Annotated in this window: 11 protein-coding genes; 6 read left to right on the forward strand and 5 right to left on the reverse strand. The window is 47.0% G+C overall.

What is annotated here, in order from left to right; translation table 11 throughout:
• Nucleotides 1-172, forward strand: a 172-nt coding sequence (locus tag O9332_RS24050) for a photosystem II protein D2 (RefSeq protein ID WP_271931852.1), incomplete at its 5' end; no start/stop codon positions are given.
• Nucleotides 156-1538: a photosystem II reaction center protein CP43 gene (gene psbC, locus O9332_RS24055; RefSeq protein ID WP_002759572.1), complete on the forward strand. Its 1383-nt coding sequence runs from the start codon at nucleotides 156-158 to the stop codon at nucleotides 1536-1538. The genes O9332_RS24050 and psbC, both read left to right, overlap by 17 nt.
• A gap of 31 nt (nucleotides 1539-1569) precedes the next feature.
• On the opposite strand, the gene cobD is transcribed toward psbC, so the two are convergent.
• From cobD to O9332_RS24070, 3 genes are all read right to left on the reverse strand, one after another.
• Entirely contained in the window at nucleotides 1570-2649 is a 1080-nt protein-coding gene (gene cobD, locus O9332_RS24060) for a threonine-phosphate decarboxylase CobD (protein ID WP_002759571.1), read from the reverse strand.
• A gap of 55 nt (nucleotides 2650-2704) precedes the next feature.
• A complete protein-coding gene (gene hbs, locus O9332_RS24065) occupies nucleotides 2705-2989 on the reverse strand; it encodes a non-specific DNA-binding protein Hbs (protein WP_002759570.1) in 285 nt (94 codons plus the stop codon).
• A gap of 145 nt (nucleotides 2990-3134) precedes the next feature.
• Nucleotides 3135-3338 carry a hypothetical protein gene (locus tag O9332_RS24070; protein ID WP_002759569.1) on the reverse strand — a complete coding sequence of 68 codons (204 nt, stop codon included), beginning with the start codon at nucleotides 3336-3338 and terminating at the stop codon, nucleotides 3135-3137.
• Nucleotides 3339-3536: 198 nt separating this feature from the next.
• On the opposite strand from O9332_RS24070, the gene O9332_RS24075 reads away from it, so the two are divergent.
• Together O9332_RS24075 and ureE are read left to right on the forward strand one after the other, a co-directional pair.
• Nucleotides 3537-4022 (forward strand): DUF4168 domain-containing protein, encoded by a 486-nt coding sequence (locus O9332_RS24075; RefSeq protein ID WP_043999093.1) that lies wholly within the window; start codon nucleotides 3537-3539, stop codon nucleotides 4020-4022.
• A gap of 77 nt (nucleotides 4023-4099) precedes the next feature.
• On the forward strand, nucleotides 4100-4576 hold the full coding sequence (gene ureE, locus O9332_RS24080; protein ID WP_002759565.1) for an urease accessory protein UreE: 477 nt from the start codon (nucleotides 4100-4102) through the stop codon (nucleotides 4574-4576).
• A 432-nt stretch (nucleotides 4577-5008) separates the two neighbouring features.
• Here ureE and O9332_RS24085 read toward each other — a convergent pair whose 3' ends face one another.
• Entirely contained in the window at nucleotides 5009-5158 is a 150-nt protein-coding gene (locus O9332_RS24085; RefSeq protein WP_155119787.1) for a hypothetical protein, read from the reverse strand.
• On the opposite strand from O9332_RS24085, the gene rpsP reads away from it, so the two are divergent.
• Nucleotides 5157-5405 carry a 30S ribosomal protein S16 gene (rpsP, locus tag O9332_RS24090; protein WP_002736858.1) on the forward strand — a complete coding sequence of 83 codons (249 nt, stop codon included), beginning with the start codon at nucleotides 5157-5159 and terminating at the stop codon, nucleotides 5403-5405. The genes O9332_RS24085 and rpsP overlap by 2 nt on opposite strands.
• Nucleotides 5398-5763: a KH domain-containing protein gene (locus tag O9332_RS24095; RefSeq protein WP_002762468.1), complete on the forward strand. Its 366-nt coding sequence runs from the start codon at nucleotides 5398-5400 to the stop codon at nucleotides 5761-5763. Before rpsP ends, O9332_RS24095 begins: the two co-directional genes overlap by 8 nt.
• Before the next feature lie 9 nt (nucleotides 5764-5772).
• Here O9332_RS24095 and obgE read toward each other — a convergent pair whose 3' ends face one another.
• Nucleotides 5773-6801, reverse strand: a complete 1029-nt coding sequence (gene obgE, locus O9332_RS24100) for a GTPase ObgE (protein WP_002762467.1) — start codon at nucleotides 6799-6801, stop codon at nucleotides 5773-5775.
• Between the last annotated feature and the right edge of the window lie 312 nt (nucleotides 6802-7113).

The following is a 7113-nucleotide window of genomic DNA, read 5'->3' on the forward strand; positions in this document are numbered from 1 at the left end:
TGACTTCGTTTCTCAGGAATTGAGAGCGGCGGAAGACCCGGAATTTGAAACCTTCTACACTAAAAATATTCTGCTTAACGAAGGTCTGAGAGCTTGGATGGCTCCCCAAGACCAACCCCACGAAAACTTTATCTTCCCTGAGGAGGTTCTCCCGCGTGGTAACGCTCTCTAATATCCCCACCGCTACTGGTCGTGACCAAAGTTCCACCGGCTTCGCTTGGTGGTCCGGTAACGCTCGTCTTATCAACCTCTCCGGTAAACTGCTCGGCGCTCACGTCGCTCACGCCGGTTTAATCGTTTTCTGGGCCGGGGCAATGACCCTGTTTGAAACCGCCCACTTTATCCCTGAAAAACCGATGTACGAGCAGGGTTTAATCCTGCTTCCCCACCTAGCTACCCTCGGTTTTGGGGTCGGTCCTGGTGGTGAAGTAGTCGATACCTTCCCCTACTTCGTTGCCGGTGTTCTGCACTTAATTTCTTCGGCTGTACTCGGTTTTGGTGGTATCTACCACGCTATCCGCGGACCGGAAACCCTAGAGGAATACTCTAATTTCTTCGGTTACGACTGGAAAGACAAAAACCAAATGACCAACATCATCGGTTATCACCTGATTCTCTTGGGTTGTGGCGCGCTGTTGTTGGTATTTAAAGCCATGTTCTTTGGCGGTGTCTATGATACCTGGGCTCCCGGTGGCGGTGATGTCCGCGTCATCACTAATCCTACCCTCAACCCCGCAGTTATCTTTGGTTATCTGACCAAAGCTCCTTTCGGTGGCGAAGGCTGGATTATCAGCGTCAACAACATGGAAGATATCATCGGCGGTCACATCTGGATTGGCCTAATCTGTATCGGTGGCGGTATCTGGCACATTCTCACCAAACCTTTTGCTTGGGCGCGCCGCGCTTTCATCTGGTCTGGAGAAGCCTATCTGTCCTACAGCTTGGGCGCTCTTTCCATGATGGGCTTTATCGCCGCCGTTTACGTTTGGTTTAACAACACCGCCTATCCCAGTGAATTCTACGGTCCGACCGGTATGGAAGCTTCCCAAGCTCAAGCTTTCACCTTCTTGGTGCGTGACCAACGCTTAGGTGCTAACGTCGCTTCTGCCCAAGGCCCCACCGGTCTAGGTAAATACCTGATGCGCTCTCCCACAGGCGAAATCATCTTCGGTGGTGAAACCATGCGTTTCTGGGATTTCCGCGGTCCCTGGTTAGAACCCCTCCGCGGTCCTAACGGTTTAGACCTCGACAAAATCAGAAATGACGTACAACCCTGGCAAGTCCGTCGCGCGGCTGAATACATGACCCACGCTCCTTTAGGTTCCTTGAACTCTGTAGGTGGCGTTATCACTGACGTTAACTCGTTTAACTATGTGTCTCCTCGCGCTTGGTTGGCCACCTCTCACTTCACCCTCGCCTTCTTCTTCCTCATTGGACACCTCTGGCACGCTGGACGCGCTCGCGCCGCCGCCGCCGGTTTCGAGAAAGGAATTGACCGCGAGACTGAACCCGCATTGGCAATGCCTGACCTCGACTAATTTCGGTTAGTTCGATGGCAGCGGCTCCCGTCTAGTTGGCGGGAGCCTTTTTGTTGTTAATATCAGACGCAGCTAAAACACTCTCTAAAGCCGATAATAATCGTTGATTTTCTGCTGGTAAACGGACAGCGACCCGAAAATAATTGCTGCCCAATTCGGGGAAACTGAGACAATCGCGGATGAAAATTCGATGATATTTTAATAAAGCTTCCTGTAGGGGTAAACAGGAAGATTGAGATTGTACTAAGAGGAAGTTAGCGGCACTGGTTTGGGGCTGTAATTGCGGAAAATTAGCTAATCCCTGCCATAAATCCTCGCGGGCCGCCGTTAACCAATCCCAAGTTTGTTGTTGAAAATCTCTATCTTCAATTGCCGCAATAGCGGCAACCACGGCCAAATTATTCACCGACCAAGGATCGCGCCATCTTTGCCATTTTAACAGGCGCTCGGGATGGGCGAGGACGTATCCTAGACGTAAACCGGGGAGACTGTAAAATTTAGTTAGGGAACGCAAAATCACGAGATTGGGATATTCCGGCAACAGAGATATTAAACTCTCCTGTTGTTGCGGGGGTAAAAAATCCATAAAAGCTTCATCCACTACCACCAAACCAAATTGCGATAGATAGGGACGAATGGCCGCCACCGTCCAGAGTTTCCCCGTGGGATTGTGGGGATTATTGAGTAATAAGCCTTGTTTTTCGGGATTAACCGGCTTTAAAGTGGTTAAATCTAGGGAATGTTTGCAGATGTTTCCACCAAAACTTTTTAAAGCCCGTTCGTAATCGTTAAAAGCGGGTGTTAGTACATAAACACTATCAAATGATGCTAATTCCCGACCGGCCCAGGTTAATAACTCGGCCGCACCATTGCCGGGGAGAATCCAATCCGGCCCGATATCATGCCATTGGGCGAGGGCAGAACGCAACTGCCAATACCCGGGGTCAGGATAACGAGTCAGACTGGTTAAATGGCTTTTAATAGCGGTTAGGGCGCTTTCTGGCGGACCGAGGGGGTTGATACTGGCAGAAAAATCGAGAATAGAGGAAACCGGACAGCCGGCAATGGCGGCCGCCCAGTCAAGATTACCACCATGTTTAGGTCTAGGCAAAAGACTTACAGCGAACGCTTTGCGCTCGCTACGCGAGAACGAAACTCAACAGTAATTATTCCTTATCCGGGGCTACTCTGTCTTTAAACAGTTTACCGGCCGAGAAAGCCGGGACGCGAGTGGCCGGAATCTCCATCTTATCGCCGGTTTTCGGGTTGCGTCCTTCCCTGGCCTGACGTTCCCGGGCCTCGAAGGAACCGAATCCTACTAGGGTTACTTTGTCCCCCTCAGAAACCGCTTCGATAATGGTTTCGATGGCGGCAGTGAGAACAGCATCTGCTTGTTTTTTGGTGACAGAGGCTTTGAGAGCGATTTGATCGATTAATTCACCTTTATTCATGCGCTAACTCCTTTTTTTGCGGTTTTTCTGAGTTTAGGGTGGTTGTCAGTAGTTTATTATGGTTCCCCTGTTGAGGACTCGCCAGGATCGAGATCACTAAATAATGCCTCAAATCCTCATTGGCTATATATTCCACTGCATTATTCTAAGCGGGAATTGTCTCGATCGGAATCGCTGAAACCTTTAATTTATCTAGATTTCCCCCCAATTCCCCGCCAGGGGAGAGAAAAAAGGGAACAAGCGAGAGATTTACAGCGATATAAGCTAATAAAAAGAGATTAGATGGCGAAATTGCCGATAAATATTCTCTAAAAGCGATAGGCATCCTAACTTCCCAAAAATCGTTCATCGGTTCTCTCCAAGATTTTTGACTAATTTTGCCCCCAAAAACGTTAAAAAAGTTTACCAAAGCAATTTCTGCCCAAAAATTAAGTTCGGGACCAGGAGATATTGGCTAAAATTGGAACTTATGATCGTTAAAAATATTCAAAAAAGCAGGATTTAACTGGAAAGTTTGCTATCATTATCTATTCAGCGACAAACTCGCATGGTGATTTACTGCTATCCCCTAGCCGATCTAGGTCAAAGCTTAAGACATTCTTTTATCGTGACTTTTTTGGCAGTAATCGCCATTCTTGGCGGTCTGATTCCCGAATTTTCTTGGACGACGGAGGTGGTTAGTTTTCAGTCCTCCGCTTATACTCAAGATTTTACGGCTGACCAAATCAAACGTTATGCCAAAGCAGTTTTGCGGATCGAAACCGAAAGAAAACAAGCTTATGAGGAAATTTCGCAAATTTTAGGCAAAAGTCCCCCGGCAATTACCTGTAACCAACGGGAAAGCTTTAATAATCTTCCAGCTAATGCCCAAAGAATTGCCGTAGATTATTGTAATAACTCAAAAAAGATTGTCCAAGATAGTGGCCTCACTGCGGCTGAATTTAACGCCATTACTAACTGGATTCGTACCGATGATAACTTGAGACGACGGGTGCAAAATGAGATGATTCGTCTGCAGCGGGAAAATAAATAGAAAAAGTTCCTCAGTTTTTCGGGTCAAGCTGGAGTCAGGGCTACAATTAAGAATGTTTTTTCCTATTGACCACTACCATGTTAACTTTTACCGAGCGCTTACCCCCCCGTCATACCGCTAGTTCACCTCCCCCAGAAACGGTACTTTTTAGCCTTCTACTCACGGCCGAAGAACGCACCCGCAGCCGTTATCGTCTCGATAGTCCCGAAGGTTTTTCCCTCTGTTTTCGTTTACCCCGCGGCACAATTCTACAGGACCGCGATTTCCTGCGGGGGGAAAACGGCGAAATTATTCAAATTATTGCTAAACCAGAACCAGTTATCACTATTACCGCCCCTTCAACCGATTTACTCCTCAAAGCTGCCTATCACCTCGGTAATCGTCATGTAGCCCTAGAAATTAATCCCGATTACCTGCGTCTGGCCCCCGATTCTGTCCTACAAGCAATGTTAGAAGGTTTGGGATTAACTGTAACTGAAGAAATCGCCCCCTTTAACCCCGAAATTGGCGCTTATCAGCATTATCATGACTTGGAAGAGGCAAAAAAGGGTTAGTTAGGGCTGGCTGAATAAATCTAAAAACCTTATTAGACATCTCCAAAAATTATAACCCAGTCACAGCTTGCTTTTAGCTTATGCACTAATTAAGTAGGGCTTGCTGAATAATGGTAAAACCCTTTTAAAATAAGGCTTTTGACCTGTTAAAGTCCGATGTTAGTGCAAGAAAATAGGATTGGGACTTTCAAAAACCTTGCATTATCCTTCTTGTAGTACATCGCTTGGTACACAAAACAAGGGCAACAAAGCCTGAAACGACTGGCTACTGACTCCTGACTCCTGAATCCTACCCCCAGGAAAAACTTTTTCAGCAGACCCTATTTACATATTTTATGCGATTTAATCCTTATTTTTGACGTTTTTGAACCCTCAAAAATTAATTATGCAAGAGGTTTAATTTAATCTTAATTTCGGGTGTGTTAGCCAAAACTAACACACTTCAACTTTGTACCTCACCATTAAGATATCGGCGTTATTTTCAATAATAGCCAATGGCTGCCGACCGTTTCCTCGATCGCCACTTGTGGAAATACCACCGGGATGAGTTAGAATCTGAAAGGAGAATTTTTGAGTAACCATGATCAAATTACGTCTAAAACGCTTTGGTAAAAAACGCGAAGCCAGTTATCGTATCGTTGCGGCCGTTAGCACCAGTCGTCGCGATGGTCGTCCCCTAGAGGAATTAGGATTTTACAATCCCCGTACCGATGAAGTGCGTCTGGATGAGGAAGGAATCATCCGACGCTTACAACAAGGAGCGCAACCGACGGACACCGTGCGCAGCATTCTCACCAAACAGAAAATTTTCGAGAAAATCAATGCCTAGTACCCCCAATTATCTCGAACTGGTGAAATTTATTATCGAGCCGTTTTTGGAAGAGCCGGCCAGTCTGAGATTGGATATCGAGCGCTGTAAGGAAAATGAACGTCTTTGGGTGCGTGTAGCCTTCGATGATGCCGATAAAGGCAAAGTTTACGGCCGGGGAGGACGCAATTTACAGGCGATTAGAACTACCCTAGAAATGGCGGCCGCGAGTGTGGGTCGCTCTCTTTATCTAGAAGTCTATGCGGCCGAAAATGAAGCTGAACAGCGCCGCACCCGTCGTTCTAATGGTAACTTTGAAGGTACGGAAAGAAGACCGAGCAATCGCCGACCACCCGCACCCCGGCAGCTCAACAACTAACGAGCGATTTTAGGAAAACAGGGAAGGGGTTTCATCCTCGACCCTCTCCAGTTGCTCTAATTGCTGCCAAACTTTGGCGAGTAGAGTGGTTAATCCGGCTCCTGTTACGGCGGAAATGGTCAAAATCTCGGCATTGGTTATTTTAGCAAACTGCTTTTGATAGTTATCTATCGTTTCCTCGTCCACAGCATCAATTTTGTTGAAAACCAGTATTTGCGATCGCTTTTCCAATTCCCGACCATAGGCGGCTAATTCCCCTTGGATAATTTGATAATCGGCGATCGGGTCTTCTGCTGTCAAGGAGACAAGATGAATTAACAGGCGTGTGCGTTCGATATGGCGTAAAAATTCATGTCCTAGGCCGATTCCTCGGTGCGCTCCCTCGATTAATCCTGGAATATCGGCGAATACCGTCCCATCTCCCGTGGGTTTGCGTACCACTCCCAAGTTAGGAATGAGAGTCGTAAAGGGATAATCGGCGATTTTGGGACGAGCAGAGGAAACGGCCGAGATTAGGGTGGATTTTCCCGCATTGGGCAGCCCGATAATGCCCACTTCCGCTAATAACTTCAATTCTAGGCGTAAATGGCGTTTTTCTCCCTCTAAACCGGGTAAAGCGTATTCGGGTGCGCGATTATTATTACTTAAAAAGTGGCGGTTGCCTAATCCCCCTTTTCCCCCGGCAGCCACGATTAAAGTCTGTTCGGGAGTGACCAAATCGCCGATAATTTCCTCGCTATCGAGATCGTAAACCACTGTACCACAGGGAACTTTAATAATGCGATCGCTACCGTTGGCCCCAGTGCAGTTGTTCGGGCCGCCCCGTTTACCGTCATCGGCCTTAAAATAGCGACTATACTGGAAATCTAGCAGGGTTTGCAGGTTCTGAGTGGCCACGAAAATCACCGAACCACCTTTTCCCCCATTACCGCCGGCCGGACCGCCGGCGGGGACGTATTTTTCCCGACGGAAAGCGACAATTCCATCACCTCCCTTACCCCCTTCTACTTCTATTTCGGCGCGATCAATAAACTGCATAAGACTAAGTAGTTAAAGTGAAAAAATGCTCAAGATCAAAGCTGTTATAGGTTAACATCTTGCCAATTTAAAGCTTCTGCGAATCCCTGAAAATGTTTGACATTGGTAGTAGCGATGACTAGATAACGGCTCGGATATTGTTTTTTTAATAACTGCCAATGAGCAAGAATAAGGCTCTTCGGGACTTGTTATGGTTCGATAGGGGGGCATAAATCGACTCAATCCTTATCTGGCAAGAGATTTAATTGATTAGTTCGCTCCAGATCGCAAACAATTGACAAAAATTGCGGCAATGTCTGTCTCTATAAAGGT

It is taken from the genome of Microcystis sp. LE19-10.1B (genome assembly GCF_027530565.1).
Lineage (GTDB): Bacteria > Cyanobacteriota > Cyanobacteriia > Cyanobacteriales > Microcystaceae > Microcystis > Microcystis aeruginosa.

Excerpts from the sequence above, each read along its gene's own strand:
- O9332_RS24085 (WP_155119787.1), bottom strand. The coding sequence starts at position 5,158 with ATGGTTACTCAAAAATTCTCCTTTCAGATTCTAACTCATCCCGGTGGT.
- O9332_RS24075 (WP_043999093.1), top strand. The coding sequence starts at position 3,537 with ATGGTGATTTACTGCTATCCCCTAGCCGATCTAGGTCAAAGCTTAAGA.
- O9332_RS24095 (WP_002762468.1), top strand. The coding sequence starts at position 5,398 with ATGCCTAGTACCCCCAATTATCTCGAACTGGTGAAATTTATTATCGAG.
- obgE (WP_002762467.1), bottom strand. The coding sequence starts at position 6,801 with ATGCAGTTTATTGATCGCGCCGAAATAGAAGTAGAAGGGGGTAAGGGA.
- ureE (WP_002759565.1), top strand. The coding sequence starts at position 4,100 with ATGTTAACTTTTACCGAGCGCTTACCCCCCCGTCATACCGCTAGTTCA.
- rpsP (WP_002736858.1), top strand. The coding sequence starts at position 5,157 with ATGATCAAATTACGTCTAAAACGCTTTGGTAAAAAACGCGAAGCCAGT.
- O9332_RS24070 (WP_002759569.1), bottom strand. The coding sequence starts at position 3,338 with ATGAACGATTTTTGGGAAGTTAGGATGCCTATCGCTTTTAGAGAATAT.
- hbs (WP_002759570.1), bottom strand. The coding sequence starts at position 2,989 with ATGAATAAAGGTGAATTAATCGATCAAATCGCTCTCAAAGCCTCTGTC.